26 protein-coding genes are annotated in these 24258 nt (G+C 70.9%); 13 read left to right on the top strand and 13 right to left on the bottom strand.

Features of this window, described 5'->3' with window-relative positions; translation table 11 throughout:
• Nucleotides 1-45: 45 nt before the first annotated feature.
• Together ABZU52_RS07805 and ABZU52_RS07800 are read right to left on the bottom strand one after the other, a co-directional pair.
• Entirely contained in the window at nt 46-1197 is a 1152-nt protein-coding gene (locus ABZU52_RS07805) for a site-specific integrase (protein ID WP_354970293.1), read from the bottom strand.
• Nucleotides 1194-1376, bottom strand: a complete 183-nt coding sequence (locus ABZU52_RS07800) for a helix-turn-helix domain-containing protein (protein ID WP_210912260.1) — start codon at nt 1374-1376, stop codon at nt 1194-1196. The genes ABZU52_RS07805 and ABZU52_RS07800 overlap by 4 nt, the downstream gene beginning before the upstream one ends.
• Nucleotides 1377-1756: 380 nt before the next feature.
• On the opposite strand from ABZU52_RS07800, the gene ABZU52_RS07795 reads away from it, so the two are divergent.
• Complete coding sequence (locus tag ABZU52_RS07795; protein WP_354970292.1) at nt 1757-1996, top strand: hypothetical protein; 240 nt, start codon at nt 1757-1759, stop codon at nt 1994-1996.
• A 233-nt stretch (nt 1997-2229) separates the two neighbouring features.
• Here ABZU52_RS07795 and ABZU52_RS07790 read toward each other — a convergent pair whose 3' ends face one another.
• Entirely contained in the window at nt 2230-2634 is a 405-nt protein-coding gene (locus ABZU52_RS07790) for a hypothetical protein (RefSeq protein ID WP_354970291.1), read from the bottom strand.
• 493 nt (nt 2635-3127) lie between these two features.
• Entirely contained in the window at nt 3128-4132 is a 1005-nt protein-coding gene (locus ABZU52_RS07785; protein WP_354970290.1) for a hypothetical protein, read from the bottom strand.
• Nucleotides 4133-4463: 331 nt separating this feature from the next.
• Here ABZU52_RS07785 and ABZU52_RS07780 point away from each other — a divergent pair, with 331 nt between their 5' ends.
• Both ABZU52_RS07780 and ABZU52_RS07775 read left to right on the top strand, forming a co-directional pair.
• A complete protein-coding gene (locus ABZU52_RS07780; RefSeq protein WP_354970289.1) occupies nt 4464-4718 on the top strand; it encodes a hypothetical protein in 255 nt (84 codons plus the stop codon).
• Nucleotides 4700-5116 carry a type II toxin-antitoxin system VapC family toxin gene (locus ABZU52_RS07775; protein WP_354970288.1) on the top strand — a complete coding sequence of 139 codons (417 nt, stop codon included), beginning with the start codon at nt 4700-4702 and terminating at the stop codon, nt 5114-5116. The genes ABZU52_RS07780 and ABZU52_RS07775 overlap by 19 nt, the downstream gene beginning before the upstream one ends.
• Nucleotides 5117-5274: 158 nt before the next feature.
• Here the strand turns inward: ABZU52_RS07775 and ABZU52_RS07770 are convergent, their stop codons facing one another.
• Entirely contained in the window at nt 5275-5799 is a 525-nt protein-coding gene (locus ABZU52_RS07770; RefSeq protein WP_354970287.1) for an aminoglycoside adenylyltransferase, read from the bottom strand.
• Nucleotides 5796-6488, bottom strand: coding sequence for a VOC family protein (locus ABZU52_RS07765; RefSeq protein WP_354970286.1), 693 nt, complete (start codon nt 6486-6488; stop codon nt 5796-5798). The genes ABZU52_RS07770 and ABZU52_RS07765 overlap by 4 nt, the downstream gene beginning before the upstream one ends.
• A gap of 171 nt (nt 6489-6659) precedes the next feature.
• Here ABZU52_RS07765 and ABZU52_RS07760 point away from each other — a divergent pair, with 171 nt between their 5' ends.
• On the top strand, nt 6660-6968 hold the full coding sequence (locus ABZU52_RS07760) for a hypothetical protein (RefSeq protein WP_354970285.1): 309 nt from the start codon (nt 6660-6662) through the stop codon (nt 6966-6968).
• Here the strand turns inward: ABZU52_RS07760 and ABZU52_RS07755 are convergent.
• The gene (locus tag ABZU52_RS07755; RefSeq protein ID WP_354970284.1) at nt 6865-11436 is read right to left on the bottom strand and encodes a cation-translocating P-type ATPase; all 4572 of its coding nucleotides are present in this window, start codon (nt 11434-11436) and stop codon (nt 6865-6867) included. The genes ABZU52_RS07760 and ABZU52_RS07755 overlap by 104 nt on opposite strands.
• A gap of 218 nt (nt 11437-11654) precedes the next feature.
• Between ABZU52_RS07755 and ABZU52_RS07750 the strand changes: the two genes are divergently transcribed.
• From ABZU52_RS07750 to ABZU52_RS07735, 4 genes are all read left to right on the top strand, one after another.
• Nucleotides 11655-11915, top strand: coding sequence for a hypothetical protein (locus ABZU52_RS07750; protein ID WP_354970283.1), 261 nt, complete (start codon nt 11655-11657; stop codon nt 11913-11915).
• Between the two features lie 59 nt (nt 11916-11974).
• Nucleotides 11975-13363: an MFS transporter gene (locus ABZU52_RS07745; protein ID WP_354970282.1), complete on the top strand. Its 1389-nt coding sequence runs from the start codon at nt 11975-11977 to the stop codon at nt 13361-13363.
• Nucleotides 13364-13484: 121 nt separating this feature from the next.
• Complete coding sequence (locus ABZU52_RS07740) at nt 13485-13679, top strand: hypothetical protein (protein ID WP_354970281.1); 195 nt, start codon at nt 13485-13487, stop codon at nt 13677-13679.
• 95 nt (nt 13680-13774) lie between these two features.
• Nucleotides 13775-14323 carry a YbaK/EbsC family protein gene (locus tag ABZU52_RS07735; protein WP_354970327.1) on the top strand — a complete coding sequence of 183 codons (549 nt, stop codon included), beginning with the start codon at nt 13775-13777 and terminating at the stop codon, nt 14321-14323.
• Between the two features lie 73 nt (nt 14324-14396).
• Here ABZU52_RS07735 and ABZU52_RS07730 read toward each other — a convergent pair whose 3' ends face one another.
• The 4 genes from ABZU52_RS07730 to ABZU52_RS07715 are packed head-to-tail and all read right to left on the bottom strand — an operon-like array spanning nt 14397 to nt 17776.
• Complete coding sequence (locus ABZU52_RS07730; RefSeq protein WP_354970280.1) at nt 14397-15038, bottom strand: DsbA family oxidoreductase; 642 nt, start codon at nt 15036-15038, stop codon at nt 14397-14399.
• 20 nt (nt 15039-15058) lie between these two features.
• Entirely contained in the window at nt 15059-15487 is a 429-nt protein-coding gene (locus ABZU52_RS07725; protein WP_112736716.1) for a SufE family protein, read from the bottom strand.
• 35 nt (nt 15488-15522) lie between these two features.
• Nucleotides 15523-15948, bottom strand: a complete 426-nt coding sequence (locus ABZU52_RS07720) for a CBS domain-containing protein (RefSeq protein ID WP_030487636.1) — start codon at nt 15946-15948, stop codon at nt 15523-15525.
• A 58-nt stretch (nt 15949-16006) separates the two neighbouring features.
• Entirely contained in the window at nt 16007-17776 is a 1770-nt protein-coding gene (locus tag ABZU52_RS07715) for a proline--tRNA ligase (RefSeq protein ID WP_354970279.1), read from the bottom strand.
• Nucleotides 17777-17935: 159 nt separating this feature from the next.
• On the opposite strand from ABZU52_RS07715, the gene ABZU52_RS07710 reads away from it, so the two are divergent.
• The 5 genes from ABZU52_RS07710 (at nt 17936) to ABZU52_RS07690 (ending at nt 22416) form a co-directional block, all read left to right on the top strand.
• A complete protein-coding gene (locus ABZU52_RS07710) occupies nt 17936-18703 on the top strand; it encodes an SGNH/GDSL hydrolase family protein (RefSeq protein ID WP_354970278.1) in 768 nt (255 codons plus the stop codon).
• Nucleotides 18704-18939: 236 nt separating this feature from the next.
• Nucleotides 18940-19254 carry a hypothetical protein gene (locus ABZU52_RS07705; protein WP_354970277.1) on the top strand — a complete coding sequence of 105 codons (315 nt, stop codon included), beginning with the start codon at nt 18940-18942 and terminating at the stop codon, nt 19252-19254.
• Nucleotides 19251-19655, top strand: a complete 405-nt coding sequence (locus tag ABZU52_RS07700; protein ID WP_354970276.1) for a hypothetical protein — start codon at nt 19251-19253, stop codon at nt 19653-19655. The genes ABZU52_RS07705 and ABZU52_RS07700 overlap by 4 nt, the downstream gene beginning before the upstream one ends.
• Nucleotides 19656-20004: 349 nt before the next feature.
• On the top strand, nt 20005-21360 hold the full coding sequence (locus ABZU52_RS07695) for a hypothetical protein (protein WP_354970275.1): 1356 nt from the start codon (nt 20005-20007) through the stop codon (nt 21358-21360).
• A 153-nt stretch (nt 21361-21513) separates the two neighbouring features.
• A complete protein-coding gene (locus ABZU52_RS07690) occupies nt 21514-22416 on the top strand; it encodes a sulfurtransferase (RefSeq protein ID WP_354970274.1) in 903 nt (300 codons plus the stop codon).
• A 52-nt stretch (nt 22417-22468) separates the two neighbouring features.
• Here ABZU52_RS07690 and ABZU52_RS07685 read toward each other — a convergent pair whose 3' ends face one another.
• On the bottom strand, nt 22469-23662 hold the full coding sequence (locus tag ABZU52_RS07685) for a hypothetical protein (RefSeq protein ID WP_354970273.1): 1194 nt from the start codon (nt 23660-23662) through the stop codon (nt 22469-22471).
• On the bottom strand, nt 23659-24207 hold the full coding sequence (locus ABZU52_RS07680) for a SigE family RNA polymerase sigma factor (protein ID WP_354970272.1): 549 nt from the start codon (nt 24205-24207) through the stop codon (nt 23659-23661). Before ABZU52_RS07680 ends, ABZU52_RS07685 begins: the two co-directional genes overlap by 4 nt.
• Between the last annotated feature and the right edge of the window lie 51 nt (nt 24208-24258).

Raw genomic sequence — 24258 nt, 5'->3', positions numbered from 1 at the left:
CGGTTGATCTCGGGTCTGAATACAGCCATTCGTACAGCCAAGCCGTCACGCCGTCCCCTCCTCGCCGAGGACCCGGTCGATGGCTGAGGCAGCCTGACGAGCCCGCGCCGGCAGGACATGCCCGTAGGTATCGGCCGTCATCCGGATTGTGGAGTGCCCGAGCAGTTCCATCACCGTCCGCAGCTCCTCGCCCTGGTCGAGCAGGAACGTGGCGAACGCGTGTCGCAGGTCGTGCAGGTGCAGCCAGTCCAGCCCGGCCGTCGCGCGGAGCTGCTCGAAGCGCCGGTTAACGTTCCGCGGCTCCATGGCCGTGCCGATCGTGCTAGCGAAGACCAGGCCCAGATCCGACCACACATCCCCGGCCGCGAGCCGTTCCTTGGCCTGGCGCACGCGCTCTGCCTCCAACGCCCGGACGGCCAGAGCCGACAGCGGCAGTGGACGGGCCGATCGGTGCGTCTTCGGTGGCACGAACACCAACCCGTGATCGGTTCGCTGGAGCGTCTGCCGAACGAACAGCGCCCTTCCCGGTAGGTCGACATCCGACCACCGCAGGCCCAACAGCTCAGCCCGCCGCAGCCCCGTTGCCAGCGCCAGGACGAACAAGGACTCCAGCCGGTCGCCGGTCAGCACCGACAGCAGCGTCTTGGCTTCCTCGGGCGTCAGGGCACGTCGCTCCGTCCGCCCGAGAGCCGGCGGCTTGGCGGCCTTGGCGACGTTGCGCGGCACCAGATCCATCCGCTCAGCGTCGGCCAAGGCGACCCGCAGCACGGCATGCACCTTGATGATGCTGGCCGGCGCGAGCTTCCCGCGCAGCCCCGTGAGGAACCGCTGCACGTCCCGAGGTGTCAGCCGGTCAAGCTTGACCCGACCGAGGCCCGGCACCAGGTGCTTGCTCACGGCCAGGCGGTAGCGCACCAGCGTTGACGGTCGGGTGCCATCGTGCGCCTTCACGTCCCGCAGCCACTCGGTCAACCAGGCTTCCAGGGTCCGAGGCTGTGCGGTGAGGTCGACCCCGAGCTGAAGTTGGCGCCGCAGCTCATCCCGCTTCCGGACCGCCTCAGCCTCGCTCTTGGCGTAGACGTACTTCCGCTTCCGTTTCCCGTCGATCCAACCGAGGTCGACCACCGCAGCCCACGTGCCCGGCCGCTGCTCGTACACCGAGCCCTCACCATGAGAACGCCGACGTCGGCCGGTCATGCCGCGAACTCCTCATCCGCTGCCAAGAACTCATCGAGCGCGGACAGCGGGATCAGCCGAGCCCGACCAGCCTTGATCGATCGCAGCCGACCCGATCGCATCAGGACGTACACGGTGTCCCGACAGACACCGAGCAGGGCCGCAGCCTCAGCCGGGCGGACGCTTTTCCGCTCACTCATGCTCCGGTCCCTTCCTGCTCTACCGACTGACGTGAGGTGATTGCCGAAACATCGGGCGGACCGGAGACCCGTCTCGCGGCATCAAGGCGGCCCGCAAGCGGGCCGCGCCGGCCGCGCTCGGCCTGCTGGCGGCGCAAGCGCCGGCATCGGCCGGCGCGCCGGCCGATTGCAGGCTGTGCCCATGGACCAGAACTGATGCCTCCGGCGGGGATCTTCGACAGAGATGGGGCCGCCCACCTCCACCGTGAGTCCGGGCGGAGCCGAACAGACCAGCTCCCCGGTGTCAACACGGTGGATCGTTGTGTTGACACCGGGGATCAGGCCCGTTCCACGATGTGCGGACTCACGGCGGAGATGGGCTTGAGGGAGAGGAGCGGTACGTGCCAGACGAGGTGTTCCCCAGCGATCTTTCCGGCCACTTCTGGGCAACGTTGGAACACCGGCCCGAACTCAATCGGTGGCGGTTCGAGATCATCGACTACCAGGGCAACGTCCTGCTCAGTGGCTTGGCCTGTAGCGAGCGGCAGGCCGCAGCCATCGTCAACGCATGGGACCAGGTGATCACAACGTCGCCCGACGAGGAGGACCCCAGCATGGATTGGGTCGATGACCCGGCATGACGGGTAGCCCGCCGCCCGAGTGACGTGCGGTCCGCATCTGGTCCGCAAGAGGTCGGGGACAGCAGGGGAGTGGTGAAAGGTGCCGAGAGGTATTTCCGCTGCTAGGAGACCATTCGGGCAGCTCGCCGAGTCGCCCATCTTGATCTCATAACTCTTCGGTCATCGTGCAACCTCGCCTCAGAGTAGGCGGGACCTCGAACTGGCGGTGCGGCCGGTTTCAGCAAGGATCCCGCTCAGGGCTTGGTTAACTCGCACCAGAGCCGCAGCGACCGCTGCCGAATGATCTCGGTACGTTCAGGCGCATCTTTGAGGGACCGCACCGTGTCCCGGAACGGAGCAGCTGGGTAGCCGTCCTCAAGCCAGCCGAGCGCGAGGCCCGCCCAGTAGTCGGACCAACAGGACAGGGCGTAACGGACAAGGTCATCCCAAGGGGGCGGATCGGAGGCCTGTTCGGTGCCGAGGGTTGTGACGGCCTCGTGGCGCTGTTCCAGGAGTGGTAGCAGCGACTGGATGTTCTCGGCTGGTGTCCAGTGGCGGTCGTCCTTTGTCGAGAGGACGAGCCAGTGCCCTCCAGAATCAAGGCCCAGCCTCAGCTCGTGTTTGCCGATCGCCATCACCACGCGGTTGTCGTCCGCCATCAGGTCATTGTCCATGCGTCGCAGCAGGTGGCTGTACAGCCATCCGTACAGCCAAGCCGGCTGACGGGCAGGAGTGACCAGCGACGGCGGCCGACAAGTCGAGCAGGTCAGCGGCAGTGGCTGACGACGACCGACAACAGTCTTGATCTTTGCAAGGCAGGGGTTAGGGGTTCGAGTCCCCTGGGCTCCACCAGCACTTTCCTCGGTTGATCTCGGTCCGAGTGCAGCCATTCGTTCACGCTGACGGACGGCCAAGACTCGGAAGACCTCGGGGCTCCGCCCTGAACCTCGGCCCTCCTCAGAGATCAGGTCCGCCTTCACCTCGCCAGCGACCGTGCAATCCTCGTGCGACATGTGGCGGCCATCAGCGGGATTCCGGGGTCAACGAGGGGCGGGCAGGGCAGTGGGGTTTCTCGGGCTAAAGCAGAGCGCCGACCGGCGTTGCCGCGGGTCGGCGCTCTGGTAGCCCGGCGAAAGGCTATCTGGCGCAGGGTCAGGCCAGCCGCTGCGCCCGGGTCGCCGTCACCGTCGCGGTGCCGCTGGTGGACAGACCGGTGATCAGGTACGCCCGGTAGGTGCCGTTGGGCAGGACAATCCACAGGTCGGGGGTGCCGTTGAGGTTGATGTCGGCGGCCCAGAGGGTGCTGATCGTGACGCCGGTGTTCCAGTTCGTGGCCACCTGGTACTGGGTGTGGGTCAGGGTGCCGGTGCCGTCGCCGTTGTCGACCATGGTGACTCCGGTCCACAGGTACAGGTCGCCGGTGCCGGCGTTGCGCAGGAAGAGCGCGACGCCGGAGGCGGTTTCCGTGCTGGCGATGCTCCAGTTCTGCCAGTCGCTCCCGCCGGTCGGGGTGGAGTTGCTCAGCGTCGTGGTGCCGAAGTAGAGGCCCGGCGCGCCGAAGCTGGGGTGGTAGCCGAGGCGGTAGCCGTTGGTGGCGTCCCCGGAGATGCCGATCAGGTCCGGGATGCCGTTGTCGACGCCGTCCGCGACGTAGCCGTTGACCAGCGTCAGCGGCGAGTTGCCGTTGGCGTCCAGGAGATATTCCAGGCCGATGTTTACCTGGTTGCCGCCGGCCGGGTTGAGCATCGTGCCGTCGCCGGCGCCCTTGATGACCGTGCCGTTGCCGGCGTAGGCCCCGCCAACGTAGTAGGCGAGGAAGTCCTCCTCGGTGCCGCCGAAGAAGCGGCCGGTGATCACCTGTGCGCCGTTGAACTCAGCCGCGGAATAGGTGCCACCGAAGCCGTTGCCGCGCAGGCCGATGTTGGTGGCCGGGGTCTTTACCTGACCGGTGCCGACGCCGGTCTTGCGCGACTTCACGCCGAGCGCGGACCAGACGCCGGAGCCGAGACCGGTACCCGGACCACCGACGGTGATCAGGTCCGCGACGCCGTCGCCGTTGAGGTCCTTGTCAACCGGGCCGGTGGTGACGGCGGGCGCGGGCTTCGGCGCGGCCTGGGCCGGCAGGGCCGGGGCGAGCGCGGTCAGCGCAAGCGCCACAGGTGCGGTCCATGCGAGCATTCGCTGGGAATTGAAGGAAATCGTCATGAGCTTCCCCCGTGCGTTGAGGAGTGTGCTGCCCGGACGGTACTCGATCAAGGCAACGTCCACGACCTCGAACCAACGAGGGTTTTCATCGACCGGCCAGAAGCTTTGCTGTACAGCCAAGCCCGCCGAGGGACATAGGCCGGAGTCGACGATAGGCGACACGGCGAGCAGGTCAGCGGCAGTGACCGACGTCGGCCGACAGCAGTCTTGATCTTTGCGAGGCAGGGGTTAGGGGTTCGAGTCTTTCCGGGCGAGCGAGTGATGATGCATGCATAATGAATGCATGGTTGCTCTCCAGATTCGGGACGTGCCGGAAGAAGTGCGAGACGCCCTGGCGGCGCAGGCCAAGGCGCGCGGGCAGTCACTCCAGGCGTACCTGCTGGATCTGGTGGAGACGCAGGCTCGGCGGCTGCGCAACACGGCGGCCCTTGATCGCTTCACCGGCCGATCGGACGGTGCTCGCTCCCTGCCGGGGGAGAGCGCGGCCGAGTTGAATGACCAGCGGGAGCAGCGCGGACCATGGGGCAGCGCCGGATGATCGTCGTGGACGCGTCGGTTCTGGCCGATGCCTTGATTGACGACGGGCCGGTCGGCGACGCGGCGCGGGCGGAGCTGACCGGAGATCCGCACTGGGCCGCACCGAGCCATCTTCTGGTCGAGGTCATGTCGGTGATCAGAGGCAAGGTCCTCGGTGGGAAGTTGGGCCTTGCCCGGGCTCAGGAGGCGATCGACACCCTGCCCTCGTTGGTCATCGATGAGGTTGGCGTCGCGGTGCTGTTCGACCGGATGTGGCAGTTGCGGGGCAATGTCACGGCGTATGACGCGGCCTACGTCGCGGCGGCGGAGTTGTTGGCCTGCCCACTCGTGACCGGTGATGGTCGGCTCGCCAAGGCCAACGGCGTCCGCTGCGAGTTCCGACTGCTCGCTGCGTCCTGACGGTGGCAGCCTGAGGATCATTTTCCCTGGACACCACGCCTCGGACATCTCGGGGTGGAGGGCGTGGAGCCATTCGTCGGCGGTGAGCCGCAGCGCGTTCTGCTCTTTCTCCAGCGGCCGGGCCAGGGTGGTCTTGCCGCTGCTCTGGCTGCCGCCGGTCAGGAAGAGGGTGGCGGGCACTGTCGGACGATATCGCCTGCTGGCGCGGACGCCGGCACGAGTTTGCGCAGCGAGGCCAGGTCGGCGCGGTCGACGTCGCGCGGTTCGTACCCGCTGTGGAACAGCAGTTGCTGGTCCACCGAGATGCAGGTGACCGGGCGGCCGGCGATGGTCCCGGTGGTGAAGCACTCCTTCGGCCAGCGGAAGCTGCTGCCGTCGAGGCCGGCCTGGTGGCCGTGGCCGGCCTGGTCGAACCTGAGCGGGTGAAGGTCCACCCGGCCTCGTCCATCGGCGACGACCTCGACGCGTACCGGTCGCCAGTCAGTCTCGACGACGTAGCCCAGCCGGGAGAGAGCTTGCAGTGCCGCTGATTCGTGCTCGGCGGCGATGGCCAGGTCCAGGTCGCGGTGTGGACGGGTCTGACGCCCGACCAGCGCATCAACGCCCCATCCACCGCTGATCCACGCCTCGCAGCCGGCGACAGCGAGAGCGTCCAGGACCGCGTGGACCTCGTCAGCATTCATGCCGGCGTGACGGTGAACTGGTTGCCGTCGGGGTCGGCCAGCGCGACGTCGCCCGCCGCGCCGACCTCGACCCGGGTGGCCCCGAGGGACACCAATCGGTCGATCTCGGCTCGCTGGTCGCGACCGGCCGGAGTGAGGTCGAAGCGCTGCCGGTTTCGCCCCTGTCTCGGGGTTAGGGGTGGGCCTCCCCACGCGACCTTCGTGCCGCCGTGCGGTGACTGGATCGCGGTCTCCTCGTCCTGGTCCCATACCAGCGGCCAACCCAGTGCCTTGCTCCAGAAGACGCCGACCTCCCGGGTGCCGTCGCAGGCGATCTCCCCGAGCAGGCCGCACCCGGCGAGGAAGCCGTTGCCCGGCTCGATCACGCAGAATGCGTTGCCCTCGGGATCGGCCAGGACGATGTGCCCCTCCTCGGGCAGTTGCCCGACGTCCAGGTGGTCGCCGCCGAGCTTCAGCGCCGTGGACACCAAGTGTTGCTGGTCGGCCTCGTTGGTGCTGGTCAGGTGAAGGTGCAGGCGGTTCGGCCCCACCTTCTCCGTACGGCTCGGGATGAATCGGAGGCTGAGCTGGGTGTCGTCGCCGGGCAGGAGCACGCCGCCGGCGTCCTCGATGACCTCCCGACCGAGCATTCTGGCCCAGAACCGAGCCACGCCAGCCGGATCGTGCGCATCGAAGGTCACCGTCAGCATCACCGCACCGTAGACACGGGACCGGCACCGCAACAACGAAATTTCGGAGGGGTCAGCGGCGGGAACGCCGCCAGCGGGCAAGGCGCCCGAAGCGGGGCCCGGCCCAGAGCCAGAACATCGACCCCGTCAGCTCGGCTTTCCGGCGCGTGGCGTACTGGCCATGATCTCGGCATGGATGAACAGTCGGCGCCCCTCACCATGCACCTGTACTGCCGGGTCGATGTGGTTGTCACCGACCCCGCCGCCGTGACCGGCCAGGCGGTCGCCGAGCTGCGGGCGGCCGACATCGACTGGTCCGCCGAGGAGGACGACCTCGACACGGCGGTCGTCGAGCTGCGCGCGAACCTCGCCGCCTCGCTGGCGAGCGTGGTCGACATCAGTCGGCTGAGTGACGGCGTTCCGGGGGTGGAGTTCCGGGGCGGCCTCTGCTGGGGGGAGCAGAGCCCGCCGCGTGTGGCGTTTCGGCGGAATGACGGTTGACCGGCGGCGCGAGGTCGTTCGTCTCGGCCGTCGAGGGCTGCCCGTCCGCGGGATGCGCCTGCGGCAGGCGTTCCACCAGCTTGGTGAGCATGCCGTTGGCGAAGGTCGCGCCGAGCGCCGACCCGGCGCCGATGGTCCAGCCGACCGGCCCGAGCGGGGTGCAGCCGAAGAACTGGCTCACCCCCGGCGTCTGCACCACCACGACCAGCACGCCCAGTGACGCTGCCGTGGACGCCAGCACCGTCGGGCTGGTGCCGCCGGCCAGGATGGTCTGCCCGAGTTGGGTGCCGACCAGGGAGACCAGGGCGACAGTGCCGGCCCGCTGACGGCGTCCGGTGTAGCGGGCCAACGTCCAGCCCGCGGTCGCGCCCAGCGTGGTCGCTGCCGCCCGGAGCCCGATCTCCCTGGTGAGGCTCTCACCGAGCGCCTTGTCCGGGCCCTCCCGGAGCAGCGCGTCGGTGCGGTCCGACGCGGGTGGCCGGACCGCGATGGCCAGCGCCGGTGCCAGGTCGGTGAGCAGGTTGACCAGCAGCAGTTGCCGCCCGGTGAGTGCGGAGCGGCCGGTCGCCGCGGCGGTGAGCACACTGAACGCGATCTCGCCGAGGTTGCCGCCGACCAGGATGCTGAGCGCGTGCCGTACCGACGACCACATCGCTCGTCCCTCGATCAGGGTCGCGATGATGGTTTCCAGCCGGTCGTCGGTGACCACCAGGTCGGCTGCCGCGCGGGCCGCCGGGGTGCCCCGTTGGCCGAGGGCGATGCCGACGTCGGCCAGCCGGATCGCCGGGGCGTCGTTGGCGCCGTCGCCGGTCATCGCCACGGTCCGCCCGCACTTCTGCAACGCCTGGATGATCCGCACCTTGTGGGCCGGGGTGCAGCGGGCCACCACGTCGGTGTTGGCCAACCGCTCGGCGAGCGCGTCGTCGTCCAGTTGGTCGAGTTCACTTGCGGTGACCACCCGCTGTTCGTCGTGATCGCTGATGGTGGCGGCGATCGCCTCGGCGGTGGCCGGATGATCACCGGTGATCATGATGGTGTGCACGCCGGCCTGCCGGATTCGACGTACCGCGGGGGCGGCGCTCTCCCGCACACCGTCAGCGAGGGCCAGGAAACCCACGAAGGTCAGCCCTCGGACGTCCCCGTCGGTCACCTTCGGGTCGTTCACCGGGCATTCTGCGACGGCCAGGATCCGGTTTCCCGCACCGGCCCGGTCGGCGAGCATCCGCTCCAACTCCGCACGTCCGGCGTCGTCCAGCGGCTCCTGACGACCGTCCATGCGTCGGGACGAACAGCGCGGTAGCACCGTCTCCGGAGCACCCTTGACGCTCAACAACAGGTGACCGTCGGTCTGTCCGATGCTCGCGTGGTAGCCGCGGGACGGTTCGAACGGCAGGCCGCCGGCAGCGCGCCAACCGGCAGCACCGGTCTGCTCCGCCACCCCGGCCTCACCGGCACCCCGCCGGACCGCCCGGTCGGTCTGCAACGCCAGCTCCTCCGGATTCTTCGCGGCGGGGGTGGCCCGCAGCGCCGCGGCCAGCGTCATCCGTAGCCGGTCGTCCAACTGGTCCACCGGCGCGTACCGGTCGCCGGCGCTGTCGCCGACCCCGGCGAGCAGCAACTGACCCTCGGTGAGGGTGCCGGTCTTGTCGAAGCAGAGCACGTCGACTCGGCCCAGCGCCTCGATGGTGCGTGGGTTGCGGACCAACGCCCCGTGCTCGGCCAGCCGCCGGGCCGCGGCCAGTTGCGCCGCGCTGACCAGGAACGGCAGCCCCTCCGGCACCGACGCCACGGCGAGGTTCGCGGCGGTCGCGGCCGTTTCGGCCAGGGGTACGCCTCGAAGCAGGCCGGCGCCGGCCACCGCCACCGCGGAACTGGCCGCCAACGGGATGGCGGCGCTGGTCAACGAGCCGAGCCGGGCTTCCACTCCACTGGCCGGTGGGTCCTGCTTGACCAGGGCGAGGCTGCGGCCGGATTCGGTGTCCGGCCCGGTCGCCACCACCACGGCAGTGCCGTGCCCGGCGGCGACGGTGGTGCCCTCGTACAACATGGAGTGCCGGTCGGCGAGCGCGGCGGCGACCACCGGCCGGTTGGACTTGGCGACCGGCAGCGATTCGCCAGTCAGCGAGGACTCGTCGGCCTCCAGGCCCACCGCTTCGAGCACCCGGCAGTCGGCCGGCACCGAGTCGCCCGGTTCGAGGGTGATGACGTCCCCAAGGACCAGGTCTTCGGCGGCGAGAACCTGCTCGGCACCGTCGCGGCTGACCCGTGCCGTCACCGCCGACCGGGACAGAAGTTCGGCCAGCGATCGTTCGGTGTTGCGCCCGTGCACCGCGCCGACCAGGGCGGACCCGCCGACGACGCTGCCCACCAGCGCGGCGTCGACAAGGGAGCCGAACGACGCGGAGAGTACCGCCCCGGCGACCAGCACCGGGGTGAGCGGGTTGGACAGCTCGTCCACGAAGGCACGCAGCAGTCCCCCGCTGGCCGGTCCGGCATTGCCGTTCCCGCCGGCGCCCTGATGCCGGCGCTGCGCTTCCGCGCTGGTCAGGCCGTCCGGCGTGGAGCGCAGGTGGTCGAGCACGGTGCCGACGGGCATCAGGTGCCAGGCGGTCGTGACCGGCGCCGGGGTGCCCGACTGGTCGTGCAACCGGTGGGCCTGCCAGACCCCGTTGGCGAAGGCCATCCCGGCCGCGCCGTTCACCGCGACGAGCGACCGGCCGGGCAGCTCGGTCGGCGGGGCCGTGAACGCGCCCAGCGCCCCGAGACCGGTGCCGGCCATGGCCAGCCGGATGTTCTGCTGGGCGGTCCGCCGAGCCACCCCGGTCGCCTCGATCACCAGCGCCACCACCCGCAGGTCGGCACCGATCAGCAGGTGCGCACCCCAGGGCGGCAGCTCCTCCGGCGCGGCGAACCCGAGACCGCAGTCGGACGCGCCGAGCGCCTTCCGGTCCGCGGACACCAGCATCACCACCGCGCCGTCGCGCTGCAACGCGCGTACCGACTCGGTCAGCCGGTCCCCGCCGGGCAGCATCGCATCGGCGAAGCCGTACCGCTGCTCGTCGCCGCTGGCAACGACCAGCCGCAGGCCGGCCCGCCGCGCGGCGGCCGGCAGCCCGTCGACGCCGGGTGCGGGTTCCGGCTCGACCCGCAACAGGGCGGCAAGTCGGTCACCGTGGGCGAGGCCGAGCAGTTGGCCGCCGGCCGAGCGCAGCCGGGCCGCGTCCGGAATGCCGTCCAGGTCGCTTGCGGGCATCTGGTCCAACGGTCCGAGCCGCCAGCCGTCCGCCGCACGGGAAGCGTCCGGGTCGTCCGGGTCGAACAACGCGAAGGCCCGCTCGACCACCTGGTCAACGTCCGCGCCCGTTGCCGGCGCCAGATCGGCCAGTACGCCCCGATTCGAGCCGAGCACCGCGGCGTCCAGCACGAGCGTGTCGATCCGGTCCAACTCCCGCAGCACACTGCGGTCCATCGCGATCACCCCGCGCCGCGCCAGCATTCGGCCGAGTTGGGCGGCGTACCCCTCGCGTCCGCTGCCGGGCGCTTTCGGCAGCGCCGACAGGCCCAGCGCGGCGGCCCGCTTGCGCCCGGCGAAGGACGCCGCCGCAGCGCCAGCCGCTGCACCGGCGGCGAGCATCTGGTTGATGTACCGCTCGACCGGGCCGTGCGGCTTGGGCCGGGGACGGTCGGCTATCGGCCACCGGGCGACGGCCCGCTCGGGGTCCCCGGTCAACCGCGGTTCGGCGCTCTCCCAGGCGGAGAACTGGGCCCGGTCCTCGCCCCACTGCACGAGCCGTTGTGCACCGTCGAGGACGATGCCGGTCCAGCGGCCGGTCAGGCCCTGCACCACGGCCTCGGCCAGGGGAAAAAGGACCTCCGCGCGCGGGTCGGAGCGCAACTTCCTGCCCAGGAACGCGTGCAGCTTCGGCTGCAGGTCGACCGCCGACAGAACGCCGGCCACCTCTGCGGGCAACGGCGCGAACGGCAGGATCCGGGTGGCCGCCCAGAGGGTCAGACCCAGCGCGTCCGAGGCGAGCGCGCCGAGGGTGCGCGGGTTGTGTGGGCCCTCCTCGGGCGGGTGTGGGGGTGGGATCTCCGGGTCGGGTTCGTGGTCGCAGGTCCGCTCGACCCGGCTGATCGCGGCGATGAGGTCATCGAGATTCGGTTCGGGGGCCTGCACGGCCACCACCACCCGCCCGGATGGCGCGTTCACCCTGGCCCAGGCCACCCCGGGGATCCGCTCCAGCGCGCCCTCCACCTGCCGGGCGAGCTGGTCGCCACCCTCCTGGCAGACACCGTGCACCTCGATGTGGTGCCGGCCCGGCCGGGACCAGACCCGACGCCGCGCCAACCCGGCCGTCCGGGCCAGCCGGGTCGCGGCCGAGCTGACCGTCCGGGACGCCTCGCCGATCAGGTGCGGTACGCCGAACGACGGCAGGATGCGGCCGGCAGCGCGACCCGCCGCCGTCATCGAGACGTACGGCTGGACGGGCGCCGGCCCGGCTCCCTGTTGCCGCTGGTCCTGGCCTTGGCCATGTCGTCCTCCCACCGCGCTCACGTCCGGCGGCCTGGCTTCCCGACCTGCCATCCGTTATGCCCCCTGAGCGGCGGAATTTTCCGCCGTCGCTGGTGCATGGACGGGGTGGGCCGTGGAATCCGACGACCATCACCGGACATGGGGAGGCCAGCATGAGCACGCTGACGCGACATCTCAACGGTTCGCGGGAGAACGTGAAGCTGTACAACCGGCGGGTGCAACTGCCGATGCTGGGTGAGGTGGCGGTGCCGCCACCGGACAAGGTCGCCTACTACGCCGGGATCGGAGTGCTCGCCGCGCTACAGGTCATCGAGTGGCCGATCGCTGTGGTGATCACCGCTGGTCACCTGCTGGCAGATCAGCATTTCTCCGGACTGGTGCGCGGTGTCGGGGAGGCGCTGGAGAACGCCTGATGAGACACGGGTCACCGGGCGGTTGACCTCAATCAGGGTTGAGGTCGCATGCTCGGTCGATGCCGAGCACAGCCGTCGCCGTCACATCCGCCCCACCGGGACTCTTCGCACCCCGGCTGCGGGCGATGACGGTGGGCAGCGTCGCGTTGATCTCACTCCTCGCGTTCGAGGCGTTGGCGGTCGGTACGGCGATGCCGACCGTCGCGCGCAGCCTGGACGGGCTGGCGCTCTACGGGATCGCGTTCGGTGGCCCGTTCGCCACCGGTGTGCTGGCCATGGTGGTCTCCGGCATCTGGTGCGACGCCCGGGGGCCTCGTGGGCCAATGTGGCACGGTGTCGCCTGGTTCGTGGTCGGGTTGCTGATCGCCGGGACGGCCCCGGTGATGAGCGCGCTTGTCGTCGGGCGGGTCGTGCAGGGTTTCGGCTCCGGGTTGCTCTCGGTGGCGCTCTACGTGATCGTCGGGCACGCGTACCCACCGGAGCTGCACCGGCGGATCTTCGCGGCGTTCGCGGCGGCGTGGGTCGTACCGTCGCTGGTCGGGCCGGCGGTTGCCGGCCTGATCGTGCAGTACCTGGGCTGGCGGTGGGTTTTCCTGGCGGTGCCGGCGGTGGCCGTGCCGGCGGTGCTGCTGATCCATCCCGGCCTGCGGTCGCTGGGCCAGGGTGTGGCAACGACCCCACCGGCGGGTGCGGCCGCGCGGATCGGTTGGGCGTGCGGGGCCGCGGTGAGTGCCGCACTGCTGCACATCGGGGGACAGCAGCGCGGCGCCACCGCCTTGGTGCTGGTCGCGTTCGCCGTGGTCGGTCTGCTGGTCTGCGCCCCGCGTCTGCTGCCGGCCGGGTTCCTCCGGGCCGCGCGAGGGCTGCCCACCGTCGTGGGGTTGCGGGGCCTGGCGTCGGCGGCCTTCGTCGGCGCCGAGGTGGTCATCCCGCTGATGCTCTCCCGGGAACGGGGCCTCTCGCCGACCGCGGCCGGGCTGGTCCTCACCGTCGGCGCGTTGGCGTGGTCGGCGGGTTCCTGGTTGCAGGGCCGGATCCCGGTGCCGGCGTCGCGGGCCAGCCTGCCCCGTGCCGGGCTGAGCTGCATCACGGTCGGCACCGCCACGGTTGCGCTGGCCGTCCGGCCGGAGCTTCCGGTGACCGTCGCAGTGGTCGGTTGGGCCCTCGCCGGTCTGGGCATGGGGCTGCTCTACCCGTCGTTGTCGGTGCTCACCCTGGAGTTGTCCGCACCGGGTGAGCAGGGCCGCAACAGCTCGTCACTGCAACTGAGCGACTCTCTCTTCGCGGCGACCGTGCTCGCGCTGACCGGGGCCGTACTGGCGGCGGGGAGCGCGCCGGGCCCGGCCAGCTACACGGCGACGCTGGTGGTGACCGCTGGACTGGCGCTGCTCGGGGTGCTGCTGGCCGGCCGTGTCGTGGTGGGCGGGGGCGTACGACAAGGCGGGTGATCCGCGGATCCGGCCACGTCCGAGAGCAGGGCGGCGCGGGGTGCTGACCCGGCCGACACGTACGGGGGAATCGGCCGGAAATGAGAGCAACAACGGTTCACATTCGTCTTACCGTGACGGCATGTTGGTTGTCGTCACTACTGTGATCCTTTACGTCTTCGGCTTCGTCTTCCTCTACGGCGTGATCCGGCTGGGTGTCCGGCACGCGTTCGAGGATCTGGAGCTGCAACGGGCCAAGGTCCAACGCGAAGAGGAGTTGGCGGCTGCCCGCGACCGCTCCTTCATGCGCGACAACGCGTTCCTCGCCGGCAGTTGAGCGCCGGATCGCTCCGGCCGCGGCCGGTGGCGTCGCCGGGCGGCCGGGGAGTGGCCGGGCGGTTCAGCGTCGCGGATGCGAGGATCGCACCCGTGATGGGAACGCTGAAGACCGAACCCGCCCGCGCCCGCCTGGATCTGCTCGCCCCGCCGGTCGCGGAGGCCATCGCGCAGTGGCCGGCCGACGCTCCGGTGGATGTCAACGACGTGCTGGTAGCGCCGATCGACGCCGACCTCGCCGACACCGCGGCGTTCTGTGCGGCGTACGAGGTGGGGCTGGACGTGTCGGCCAACTGTGTCGTGCTGGCGGGCAAGCGCGAGGGCGTGGTGCGCTACGCGGCCTGCATCGTCCTGGCCACCACGCGGGCCGATGTGAACGGGGTGGCGCGCCGGGCGTTGGACGTCCGCAAGGTGAGCTTCGCCCCGATGGCGGACGCTGTCGAGTTGACCGGCATGGAGTACGGCGGCATCACCCCGATCGGGCTGCCGGCCCAGTGGCCGATCCTGGTGGACGCGCGGGTCATCGCCACACCGCACGTGATCGTCGGGTCCGGCGTACGGCACAGCAAGATCGCGCTGCCGGGGCCGGCGTTGGGCGCGCTGCCGGGAGCGCAGGTGGTGGAAGGGCTGGCCAGGCCGGCCTGACCAGCTATCGGCATCGATATTGTTGCACGTGAAACATCGTGATCATCGATGCCGGCTGCCGGCCGTTGATGACTCAGTGTGAGTGGGCTGCGGACTCGCGCTGCTCGACCTCGGCGAGCGCGGCGAGCAACGTCTGCACCTCCTGCGCGCCGGAGACCGCGTACTTCCCGGCCAGCACGAAGGTCGGCACGCTGGTGATGCCCAGGTCCCGGGCGGCGGCCAGGTCGGCGGCGACGTCGGCGACGCGCTCGTCCGAGTCGAGGAATCGGCGGGCGTCGGCCGCGTCCAGGCCGATCTCGCCGGCCAGGGTGGCCAGCGCCTCCCGTGACCCGACGTCGACCCCGTGGTTGAAGTGCGCCCGGTAGAGCGCGTCCACCATGTCGGCCGCCCTGCCCTGGTCGGTCGCCCAGGACACCAGCCGGTGCGCCTCGAAGGTGTTGGCGATCACCGCGCGGTCGTAGTCCAACCGCAGCCCGTCGGCCGCGGCGACCTGGGTCACGCGGTCGACCATCTGCCGGGCGCGCTCCGGACCGCCGAACTTGCCGGCCAGCGCCTCCACCAGCGGAAGGGGCTGCGGCACCGGCGACGGGTCGAGCTGGAACGGCCGGTAGCGGACCGTCACCTCGCCCGGGTAGCTGGCGAGGGCCTCATCCAGGCGGCGCTTGCCGATGTAGCACCACGGGCAGACGACGTCCGCGTAGATCTCGATCTCCATGACCGGTGACAACCTCGTGGTCAGCCGAGTTGTTCCCGGATCTGCCGCTTGAGCCGGCCCAGGATCGCCGTGCCGCCGCGGACCCGCAGCGGGCTGATCGCCTGCGCCAGCCCCATCCGCTGGTAGAGGTCGTCCGGCACGGCAAGCACCTGCTCGGCACTCGCGCCCGCCAGCCCCTCGGCGAGGATCCCGGCGAACGCCCGGGTGGTGGGCGCCTCCGGCGGGCAGTCGAAGAGCGTCTCCACGGTGCCCTCCGGGGTCACCCGGGCGCGCAGGAAGAACGCCGTCTGGCACTCGGGCACCTGCTCCATGCCCTCACGTTCCGCAGCGCCCTCCGGCAGCGCCGGGATGACGTCCGCGTACTCCAGGAGCATCTCCAGCACCAGGTCGCGCGGCGCGGCGGCGAACTCGTCGACGATCTCGGCCAGTCGGGCCGGCATGTCAGCCATGCGTCGAGGCTACCGCCGTGGTGCGGGGACCCCGGTCACACCGTGGGCGACTGTTCGCTGATCTCGCTGAGTGCGCTGGTGGGGTCGAGCTGCATGGCCAGGTCGCCGAGCGAGACGATCCCCACCAGCTTGCGGTCGCTGTCACAGACCAGCACGCGTCGGATGCCGCGATCCCGCATCAGCGCCGCCGCCTCACCCGCCGTGCAGTGCTGTTCGATCATGACGACCTCGCGGGTGACGATCGAGCCGATGGTGGTGGCCGCAGGGGAGCTGTTCTCCGCCACGGCCCGCACCACGATGTCCCGGTCGGTGAGCATGCCGGCGAGGCTGGCGCCGTCGGTGACCACCACATCACCGATGTCGGCCTCCTTCATCACCCTGGCCGCCTCGTCCAGGGTGGTCTCGGCCGGCAGGTACACGACCTGCTTGGTCATCACGTCACTGACCCGGTAACCGGTCATGAGAGCCTCCGAAGACAGTTTCCACCCGATCCGACTGCACTACCCCGTAGCGCAGCAGCTACACCAGGTTCGCACGTTCCTGGCGTACCTCGTGGACGAGTCGATCCACCAGACCGTCCAGCGGTAGCTCGGTGCGCCCGTCGCCGGCCCGCTCGCGCAGCTCGACGTACCCCTCGGTGAGTCGGCGGCCGACCACGACGGCCCGGGGGATGCCGATCAGCTCGGCGTCGGTGAACTTGACCCCGGCCGAGACGTGCGTGCGGTCGTCGACCAGCACCCGCAGACCGGCGGCGGCGAGCTGCCCGCCGAGCTCCAGCGCCGCGTCGAGCTGCGGGCCCTTCCCCGCAACCACCAGGTGTACGTCACACGGCGCGATCGCCGCCGGCCAGACCAGCCCCCGGTCGTCGTGGTGCTGTTCGGCGACGGCCGCCACCGCCCGGGAAACCCCGATGCCGTAGCAGCCCATGGTCGGCCGGACCGGCTTGCCGGCCGGCCCGAGCACGTCGACCGCGAAGGCGTCGGTGAATCGGCGGCCGAGCTGGAAGATGTGCCCGATCTCGATGCCCCGCCGGATGGTCAGCTCGCCCGACTCGCAGTCGGGGCAGGGGTCGCCAGCGCGTACGTCAGCCGCCTCGATGGTGCCGTCGGGGGTGAAGTCCCGTCCGCACACCACGTCGGTCGCGTGTCGACCCGGCTCGTTCGCCCCGGTCAGCCAGGCTGACCCGGCCACCACCCGAGGATCGACCAGGTAACGGATGCCCAGCTTGTCGAGCAGTTGCGGCCCGATGTAGCCGCGTACCAGTTCCGGATGGTCGGCCCACTCCTCGAAGACGGTCACCTGTGCCGGGTGCAGTGCGGCACCGACCCGCTTCAGGTCGACCTCCCGGTCACCGGGCAGGCCGATCACCAGCGGCTCGGCCCGGTCGGCACCCGGCTGGCGGACGGTCAGCACGACGTTCTTCAGGGTGTCGGCGGCCGTCCAGGTGTCCCGGCCACCCAGCCGGCGGGCATTCGCCAGCTCCACCAGGCTGGCGATCGTCGGGGTTTCCGGGGTGTCGTGCACCTCGACGGCCGGCCACGTCGCCGGGTCGCCGTCCGTCGGCGCACGGGTGAGCACCGCCTCGGTGTTGGCCGCGTAGTCGCAGGAGGTGCAGCCGACGAAGGTGTCCTCACCGACCGGCGTCGCGGCCAGGAACTCCTCCGACGCGGAGCCGCCCATCGCACCGGACATCGCGTGCACCACCGTGTAGTCCAGACCCAGCCGGTCGAAGATCCGCTGGTACGCCGCGCGGTGCCGGGCGTACGCCTCTCGCAGCCCCGCCTCGTCCAGGTCGAAGGAGTACGCGTCCTTCATCAGGAACTCGCGGCCGCGCAGCAGCCCGGCACGCGGGCGCGCCTCGTCGCGGAACTTCGTCTGCACCTGAAACAGCGTCACCGGGAAGTCCCGGTACGAGGTGAACAGGTCCTTGACCAGCAGCGCTGCCATTTCCTCGTGGGTGGGCGCCAACAGGTGCTCGGCACCGCGCCGGTCGGCGAGGGTGAAGATGTCGTCGCCGTACTCCGCCCACCGGCCACTCGTGCGGTACGGCTCGGCGGGCAGCAGCGCCGGGAAGTGCACCTCCTGGTCGCCGATCGCGATCAGCTCGGCGCGTACCACCTCGGTGATCCGATCCAGCACCAGCTTGCCCAGCGGCAGCCAGGTGTAGCCGCCCGGTGCGGCACGACGGATGTAGCCGGCGCGCAGCAGCAGCCGGTGGCTCGGCACCTCCGCGTCGGCCGGGTCCTCGCGCAGGGTCCGCAGCAACAGGGTCGACATGCGTAGCAGCATGGGCCGAAGCGTAGAGCCGCGCCGACCAGCCCGGCGACCCTATTCGTCGCGACGCTGGCCGCATGACCTCCGACACGTCGTGGTTTCGGGGCGACACCGGGCGTTCCAGCGGTGACAGACTGGTCGCCGCAGGCAACTGGTGGGGTGAGGGAGGCGCGGGTGCGCTGGCGCAGTTTTGTCGCGGTCGGGGACAGCTTCACCGAGGGTATGGACGACGCGTACCCGGACGGCACCTACCGTGGCTGGGCGGACCTGGTAGCGACCCGACTCGCCGCCGAGGCAGGCCCCGACTTCCGGTACGCGAACCTGGCCATCCGGGGCCGGCTCTTCCCCGGCGTGGTCGCCGAGCAGGTGCCCTCCGCGGTGGCGATGAAGCCCGACCTCATCAGCTTCGCGGCCGGTGGCAACGACGTGCTGCGGCGCACCTTCGACCCGGACACGCTTGTCGCCCGCTTCGACGAGGTGGTCCGGCAACTGCGCTCGGGCGGCGCGGACGTGCTCCTCTTCCGGTTCGCGGACGTGATGGCCCGACTGCCCGGCCAACGCCTCGTCGCCCCCCGGGTGCAGCTGCTCAACCAGGCGGTCGGTGAGACCGCCGAGCGGCACGGCGCGATCATGGTCGACCTGTACGCCGACGACACGTTCCTCAATCCGATGCTCTGGAGCACCGACCGGTTGCACCTCTCCCCGGCCGGCCACCGGCGGGTAGCCGGGCAGGTGTTGAACGCTCTCGGGGTTGGTTGCGACGAGGAGTGGTTGATGGTTCCGCCGCACCCGGCGCCGTCGCCGTGGCTGGCCGCCCGCGCCGCCGACGTGCGGTGGGCCGGTCAATACCTCGCCCCCTGGGTGAAGCGGCGGTTGACCGGTCGGTCGTCCGGCGACACGGTGACGGCGAAGCGCCCCCACCTCGGGCCGCTCGTCGACTGAGCGTTCACGTCCCTGGACGCCCCCTGATCAGGTCCACTCGTTGGGACGACATCGACCGCCGGGAACGCCGCAGCGCTGCGCAGCCGCGTGCGAGCAGGCCCGCCGGCGTCGCGGCCAGCGGTCGGCCCCTGACGTACTGGTTGTTCCGGAGCTTCGCCCTCGATGCAGGGCGAGAGCTGCCACCTTGCTCCGTGTTGCTGGCGCCAGGATGGTGCTACCGGAGTACGCTGATCGGTATGACCACGGTGAAAAAGCTGTCGATCTCCGTCCCTCAGGATGTAGCTGAGACGCTGGAGCAGCAGGGCCCGGGCAAGGCGAGCGCCTACGTGACCGGGGCCGTGCGCGCCCAGAGGGCATGGGAGCAGTTCCGTGACGAGCAGGCTCGCCGCGGGGTGACGCTGACCTCGGAGGGCATGGCCGCCGCCCGCGCGCGCCGGTACGCGGTGCAGGCTGAGTGGCCTGCGGAGCGATTCGCGGCGGTCCGCGAGCGGGTCCGCCAGCACATGGAGCAGGAGCAGGCCGGCGGGGACCAGTCGGCGCCGGCCGCGTGAACCCCGAGGACGAGCTGCCCCCGGTCACGCTCGTGCTGGATCGCTCGGCGCTGCTGGCGTACGTGGCGGCGTCGATCCACGCCGTGGAGCCGGTAGGTGAGGTCATCACCGACCGGCAGCGCTTCGGCGTCACCGCCGTCACCGTGGCCGAGGCCTTGAAGCTGGTGACCGAATCGAAGGACCGGGCGGACCTCCACACGCTGCTGGCGATGGATGCCTGCGCGGTGCTGCCCACGTGGGGCGAGGACTGGTTGGGGCTGTCGTACTGGTTGGGGGTGACCAGTCGGGTCGACCTGGCCACGACGGTGCTGGCATCGCTGGAGCACGGGGCGCAAATTCTGACCGGGGAGGGTCATCGCTACGGCGAGGGCCTGGCGATCAACTACATGCCGAATCAGTGACCGGGCGACCTGGCTGAATCAGCGGCGTGACCTTGCTGGCCGGCGGCCGGGACAGAACGCCGACACTGCAGAGGTGCCGGGCCGATAGACAGCGCGTTGGCGGAGCAGGTCGTTGAGCAAGGTATTCGGGGACTAAATCGAGGGTTTCCTGCCTCACCGCGGCTCGACGGCGCCTGCCTGGTGACCGTGGTCGCCGGTCGGATCGTCCACCGCCGCGCCTGAACAGGTCGGAAGGCTCCACTGTGCAGGGCACCGAGCAAATCGGGGTCGCCCGATGTCCGCCGTCCTCGATAGCATCCGCTGCCCTGCTGATCGGAAGGCGGGGACATCGGGGAAAGGTGGATGAGGGATGACCCTCAGACCTGGCACGACGACATCCGCAGGACCGCTCCGGGCCCTGCTGGCCACCGGGCTTTCCGTGGCGGTGGCTGCCGGGACGCTCACGCTCACGGCCGCGCCGGCCGCGGCGAACGACCTGCGGTACGCGCTCTCCGACGGCGACAACCAGCCGCCGGGTGTGCCGACCGAGCTGCACACCTCCGGCCAGCCGTGCACGACGGCGGAGCCGTACCAGTTGTGGCAGAACGACGACCTGGCGCTCTCCGCAGTGCTGCACGACGCGGACATCGACGAGAACGGTGGCACCGACCGGTTGACCACCACCTTCGCGCTCTGGCCGGTCGACGAGCCGACGGCCCGGATCGAGCGGTTCGGGGTCAACGGTCGGGACGGCGAGCGGGAGAGCGGCCTGGTCGAACGGGAACTGCTGACCCACGACCGGGTGTACGCGTGGCAGGTCCAGGCGGCGGACAGTTGGACGACCGGTGGGTGGAGCGGCCTCTGCTATCTCCGGACCGACTTCGAGGGCCCGGCGGTCGCGCCGGTCGTCTCCTCCACCGACTTCCCTGCCGAGGGCTGGCACCCGGCGCTGCCGGGCCAGTTCACCTTCGACGCCGCGGCGACGCCGGACGCGGTCGGCTTCCGCTACGAGCTGCTCGGCCAGGGCGTCCAGACGGTGTCGGCGGACCGGCCCGGCGGCTCGGCCACTGTCACGCTCCACCCGAATGCCGGCCCCTGCACCCTCGTGGTCTGGAGCCTCGACGCGGCCGGGAACAGGTCGCCCGAGGCGCGGTACGAATTCCGGGCCAGCGACGTCGCGCCGATCATCACCGGCAGGCTCACCGAGATCGGCGTGCCGACCACGTTCACCGTGCAGCCGCAGATGGCCGGGGTGGTCAGCTACCGGTTCCAGTTGGACGGCGACCCGGAGCAGACGGTGGAGGCGGCGGCCGAGGGCACCGCCACGCTCACCGTCACCGCGACCCGGGGCGGCTCCCGGACGCTCTCGGTGACCAGCGTGACCGCCGACGGCGTGACCGCGACCGCGGCGAGTACCTTCCGGCTGACCACCGCCCCGAAGATAACCGCGACGGTCTATCAGCAGGGCGGCACCAGTGGGGGGCCGGGCGTGCCCGGGGTCTTCACCTTCACCCCGCGCCAGCCTGGAGTGGTCAGCTACCGCTATCGCTTCGGCGCGGTGACCAGCACCGTGGCCGCGGCGGCCGACGGCACCGCGTCGGTGACCTGGGCGCCGACGAGGGCGGGTCTGACCTCGCTCACCGTCTGGAGCATCGACGGGAGCGGCACCCAGTCGGACGCGGCGTCCTTCACCTTCTTCGTCGGCAACCTGCCGCCGAGCAGCTAGCGGCTGCTGCCCCGGCTCGAGCGACCCGGCGGGCGGCTCAGCCGGCGATCAGTGATCCACCGACCGGCCGATCGGCCCACCATCCTGTGCGGGGGTGGTGGGCCGGTCCCGTTACAGCGATCGTTGACCCCGATCCGGCGTACCTTGGGGATCATGTCTGTGCCGAACGATCCCGATCCCCGCCTCCAGTCGTACGCGGACCCGCAGCGGCTGGTCACCACCGAGTGGCTGGCCGAGCATCTGGGCGACGAGGGTCTCGTCGTCGTCGAGTCCGACGAGGATGTGCTGCTCTACGAGTCCGGTCACATTCCCGGTGCCGTCAAGATCGACTGGCACCTGGAGTTGAACGATCAGGTGACCCGGGACTACCTGGACGCCACGAGCTTCGCGGAGATGTGTGCCGCGAAGGGCATCGGCCGGGGCGACACTGTCGTCTTCTACGGCGACAACTTCAACTGGTGGGCCGCGTACGCCCTCTGGGTCTTCTCGCTCTTCGGCCACGCCGATGTGCGACTGCTCGACGGCGGCCGGCAGAAGTGGATCGCCGAGGGGCGCGAGGTGACCCGCGACAAGCCGGCCCGCCCGCGCGCCGACTACCCGGTGCCGCTCCGCGACGACGCACCGCTGCGGGCCTTCCGTGAGCAGGTCATGGCGCACATCGCGTCCGGCCGGCCACTGGTCGACGTCCGGTCGCCGGGTGAGTACACCGGCGAGATGCTGCACATGCCGGACTACCCGCAGGAGGGCGCGCTGCGCGGCGGGCACATCCCGGGCGCGGTCAGCAAGCCGTGGAAGTCCGCCGCCAACGAGGACGGCACGTTCAAGTCCGCCGACGAGCTGAAGGCGATCTACGCCGACCAGCTCGGGCTGAGCCCCGACGATGACGTGATCGCGTACTGCCGGATCGGCGAGCGGTCCAGTCACACCTGGTTCGTGCTGCGGCACCTGCTGGGCTACCCGCAGGTGCGCAACTACGACGGCTCGTGGACCGAGTGGGGCAACCTGGTTCGGGCGCCCGTGGTCAAGGGCGACCAGCCCGGTGGTCTGGCCGTCTGAGCGGCACGACCGTCCCCGCGTGACAGCGAACGTCGCGCGGGGACGGTGCTTTTCAGCCAGCTAGCGCGATCACGCCGCGCAGGTTGCGGACGATCCCGGTGATCTCGCCGGTCTCCGGATGCCAGCGGGCCAGGGCGGCCGGTTCCAGTCGGAGCAGCACCGCGCCCGTGTTGTCCCAACCCAGCACCTCGCAGCAGCCCTTGGCGCGATCCCGGCCCAGGTCGAGCAGGTGGAGCACGGCGCCGGTCCGCGCGTCGAGCACGGCCGCCCCCTCGGCGCCGTTGATCTCGCTGCTGGTGATCCAGGCTGCTCGGGCCAGCCGCTCGCCGTGCAGCCAGCCCCGGCCGTAGAACTCGTTGACCTGGTAGGGCGAGGGCAGCGCCGAGGCGTTGAACGGCTGTTCGGAACGGATCTCACCCTCCCGGGCGGTCCGGCTGCGTAGCTTCAGGTTGGTCCCCTCGCCGTACATGTCGATCAACGGTGCCTCGCGGCCGGCGGCCGGATCGGGTGCGATCAACTCCCAGGTCGACACGTCGATCGGGCTGGCCGCCCCGGTGACCCGGTCCACCGCGTACGTCCGGTCCTCACCGCCGACCAGCACCCGGTCGTGCGCCCACACCACCTGCTCCAGGTAGCCGTCGAGCGGGATCCGGCGGACGGCCGTCGTGCTGAGGTCGATCATGACCAGCTCTTTGGTCTGCGCGAACGCGGCCGACCGGCCGTCCGGCGACAGCACCCCCGGCTTCAGCGCGGGCGCCTCGTTGCCGCTCACGTCCCGGGTCGGTGCCAGCGTCACCACGTCGAGGCTGCGCACCACGCCGTCGTTGCCGAGCACCCGGACCGGGCCGTTCGCGCGGTTCTCCTCATCCAGCGGCTGGAACAGCGCCAGTGCCCGCTGGACCGGTCGCTCGGAGAGCAGCACTGTCGCCGGATCGCCGAGCCGGGCCAACGGATCGGGCGGGAAGGTCAGCTCGGCGGGCGGTCGCTGCACCGGACCCGCGTGGGAGGGGTCGACGGTCGGGGTCACCGTCGGCCCGACCGGGGGGACCGGCGCGGGATCGGCGGGTGGTCGCAGCGCCGCCACCGTGCCGCCGCCGACCAGGAGCACGGCCAGGGCGACCACCGCGACGGCCCGCCGGGTACGCCGGGTGCGTCGCGCCCGCTCCCACCCGGCGACGGCGGGCTGGCTGGGTAGCACGTCCTCGACGCTGACGGTCAGCAGTCGGCGCAGCTCCTGCTCGTTCACGGGTTCACCTCCAGACCGCTGGCCAGATCGGCCGAGCCTCGGCTCGATCGGGCATCGCGGGCGAGGTCCGGGGCGACCTCGCGGAGTCGGCGCAGCGCGGCGTGACACTGGCTCTTCACAGTGCCGACGGTCACCCCCAGCGCCTCGGCGGTGGCGACCTCGGTCAGGTCCTCGTAGTAGCGCAACACCAGCACGGCCCGCTGCCGTGGGGGCAGCAGGCCGAGCGCGTCGTGCATCGTCAGCCGTAACGCGCCGTCACGGTCGTGGGCGACCTGGTCCGGCGGGGTGGCGCTGAGCCATTCCCGCCGCCGACGACGCCACCACGACACCGAGTCCCGGTAGAGGATGGCCCGCACGTACGCGGAGGGGTCGCCGTTGCGGACCGAGGACCAGCGCAGCGCCAGCTTCAGCAGCGCGTCCTGGAGGAGGTCCTCGGCCTGATGCTGGTTGCCGCAGATCAGGTAGGCCGCGCGGAGCAGTCGGTGCTGGTGGTTCTCCACGAAGGCGAGGTAGCCGTCGCGTCCGTCGTCGCTCGTCGGCACCATCCGCCCCCTCCCGGCCGTCGCGCTGTACGCGTCATCTGGCAGACGCACGGG

The organism is Micromonospora sp. NPDC005220 (assembly GCF_040607895.1).
In the GTDB taxonomy this organism is placed as follows: Bacteria; Actinomycetota; Actinomycetes; order Mycobacteriales; family Micromonosporaceae; genus Micromonospora.
The sequence above is the reverse complement of the archived record's forward strand: the minus strand, read 5'-3'. Positions and strand labels throughout refer to the sequence as shown.

Bases quoted from the DNA above. Each gene is read 5' to 3' on its own strand.
- ABZU52_RS07680 (WP_354970272.1), bottom strand. From the start codon at position 24,207: ATGGTGCCGACGAGCGACGACGGACGCGACGGCTACCTCGCCTTCGTG.
- ABZU52_RS07740 (WP_354970281.1), top strand. From the start codon at position 13,485: ATGTTGGTTGTCGTCACTACTGTGATCCTTTACGTCTTCGGCTTCGTC.
- ABZU52_RS07695 (WP_354970275.1), top strand. From the start codon at position 20,005: ATGACCCTCAGACCTGGCACGACGACATCCGCAGGACCGCTCCGGGCC.
- ABZU52_RS07725 (WP_112736716.1), bottom strand. From the start codon at position 15,487: ATGGCTGACATGCCGGCCCGACTGGCCGAGATCGTCGACGAGTTCGCC.
- ABZU52_RS07780 (WP_354970289.1), top strand. From the start codon at position 4,464: ATGGTTGCTCTCCAGATTCGGGACGTGCCGGAAGAAGTGCGAGACGCC.
- ABZU52_RS07730 (WP_354970280.1), bottom strand. From the start codon at position 15,038: ATGGAGATCGAGATCTACGCGGACGTCGTCTGCCCGTGGTGCTACATC.
- ABZU52_RS07790 (WP_354970291.1), bottom strand. From the start codon at position 2,634: ATGGCGGACGACAACCGCGTGGTGATGGCGATCGGCAAACACGAGCTG.
- ABZU52_RS07805 (WP_354970293.1), bottom strand. From the start codon at position 1,197: ATGACCGGCCGACGTCGGCGTTCTCATGGTGAGGGCTCGGTGTACGAG.
- ABZU52_RS07755 (WP_354970284.1), bottom strand. From the start codon at position 11,436: ATGACGGCGGCGGGTCGCGCTGCCGGCCGCATCCTGCCGTCGTTCGGC.
- ABZU52_RS07770 (WP_354970287.1), bottom strand. From the start codon at position 5,799: ATGAATGCTGACGAGGTCCACGCGGTCCTGGACGCTCTCGCTGTCGCC.
- ABZU52_RS07735 (WP_354970327.1), top strand. From the start codon at position 13,775: ATGGGAACGCTGAAGACCGAACCCGCCCGCGCCCGCCTGGATCTGCTC.
- ABZU52_RS07760 (WP_354970285.1), top strand. From the start codon at position 6,660: ATGGATGAACAGTCGGCGCCCCTCACCATGCACCTGTACTGCCGGGTC.
- ABZU52_RS07750 (WP_354970283.1), top strand. From the start codon at position 11,655: ATGAGCACGCTGACGCGACATCTCAACGGTTCGCGGGAGAACGTGAAG.
- ABZU52_RS07800 (WP_210912260.1), bottom strand. From the start codon at position 1,376: ATGAGTGAGCGGAAAAGCGTCCGCCCGGCTGAGGCTGCGGCCCTGCTC.
- ABZU52_RS07745 (WP_354970282.1), top strand. From the start codon at position 11,975: ATGCCGAGCACAGCCGTCGCCGTCACATCCGCCCCACCGGGACTCTTC.
- ABZU52_RS07775 (WP_354970288.1), top strand. From the start codon at position 4,700: ATGGGGCAGCGCCGGATGATCGTCGTGGACGCGTCGGTTCTGGCCGAT.
- ABZU52_RS07705 (WP_354970277.1), top strand. From the start codon at position 18,940: ATGACCACGGTGAAAAAGCTGTCGATCTCCGTCCCTCAGGATGTAGCT.
- ABZU52_RS07690 (WP_354970274.1), top strand. From the start codon at position 21,514: ATGTCTGTGCCGAACGATCCCGATCCCCGCCTCCAGTCGTACGCGGAC.
- ABZU52_RS07715 (WP_354970279.1), bottom strand. From the start codon at position 17,776: ATGCTGCTACGCATGTCGACCCTGTTGCTGCGGACCCTGCGCGAGGAC.
- ABZU52_RS07765 (WP_354970286.1), bottom strand. From the start codon at position 6,488: ATGCTGACGGTGACCTTCGATGCGCACGATCCGGCTGGCGTGGCTCGG.
- ABZU52_RS07720 (WP_030487636.1), bottom strand. From the start codon at position 15,948: ATGACCGGTTACCGGGTCAGTGACGTGATGACCAAGCAGGTCGTGTAC.